At 49.7% G+C, this 1,180-nt stretch carries 2 protein-coding genes; both read left to right on the top strand.

The genetic code is table 11. From position 1 onward, the window contains the following. Window positions 1-881: hypothetical protein (locus WG89_RS31575; protein WP_216638600.1), on the top strand; the 881-nt coding region annotated here is incomplete at its 5' end. After that, on the top strand, window positions 878-1,180 hold a 303-nt coding region (locus WG89_RS31570), incomplete at its 3' end, for a hypothetical protein (protein WP_216638599.1). The genes WG89_RS31575 and WG89_RS31570, both read left to right, overlap by 4 nt.

Below are 1,180 nucleotides of genomic sequence, written 5' to 3'. Positions count from 1 at the left end.
CCTCTCAGCCAACGATTGAAGTGACCACCACTCAGACCACAACCACTGTGCCCACGGTCACACCAACAGAAAGCACCAAGCCAACAGGCAGCAGTCAGTCCTACACCAGTCGTTTATACMCCAGYATTTTTGGCAACACATCCATGCCTGAAGATGTCKAWAGAACCACTGAAACTGTGACACCCACGGCTACTGAAASTGTTTCAAAAACAACTGAAGCACCCACCACGACTTCTTCTCAGGAGACTAGTRAAGCGACCTCCACTCAGAGCACAACRACTGAGCCCACTGTCACTCCAACAGCTACCACCAAGCCAACGAGCAGCAGTCAGTCCTACACCAGTCGTTTATACACCAGTATTTTTGGCAACACATCCATGCCTGAAGATGTCGATAGAACCACTGAAACTGTGACACCCACGGCTACTGAAAGTGTTTCAAAAACAACTGAAGCACCCACCACGACTTCCTCTCAGGAGACTAGTGAAGCGACCTCCACTCAGAGCACAACAACTGAGCCTACTGTCACTCCAACAGCTACTACCAAGCCAACGAGCAGCAGTCAGTCCTACACCAGTCGTTTATACACCAGCATTTTTGGCAACACATCCATGCCTGAAGATGTCCCACATCAACTACCCCTGAAACACCTACCGCGACTGAAAGTGTTTCAAAAACAACTGAAGCATCCACCACGACTTCTTCTCAGGAGASTAGTAAAGCGACTTCCACTCAGAGCACAACGACTGAGCCCACTGTCACTCCAACAGCTACCACCAAGCCAACGAGCAGCAGTCAGTCCTACACCAGTCGTTTATACACCAGYATTTTTGGCAACACATCCATGCCTGAAGATGYCGGGAGAACCWCYGAAACTGTGACACCGACGGCGACTGAAAGTGTTTCAAAAACAACTGAAGCATCTACCACGACTTCTTCTCAGGAGAGTAGTAAAGCGACTTCCACTCAGAGCACAACGACTGAGCCCACTGTCACTCCAACAGCTACCACCAAGCCAACGAGCAGCAGTCAGTCCTACACCAGTCGTTTATACACCAGTATTTTTGGCAACACATCCRTGCCTGAAGATGCCGGGAGAACCTCTGAAACTGTGACACCGACGGCTACTGAAAGTGTTTCAAAAACAACTGAAGCAYCCACCAGTACAGTGACGGTTTCC

It is taken from the genome of Endozoicomonas arenosclerae (genome assembly GCF_001562015.1).
In the GTDB taxonomy this organism is placed as follows: domain Bacteria; phylum Pseudomonadota; class Gammaproteobacteria; order Pseudomonadales; family Endozoicomonadaceae; genus Endozoicomonas_A; species Endozoicomonas_A arenosclerae.
This window is presented reverse-complemented; position numbering and strand designations above follow the sequence as displayed.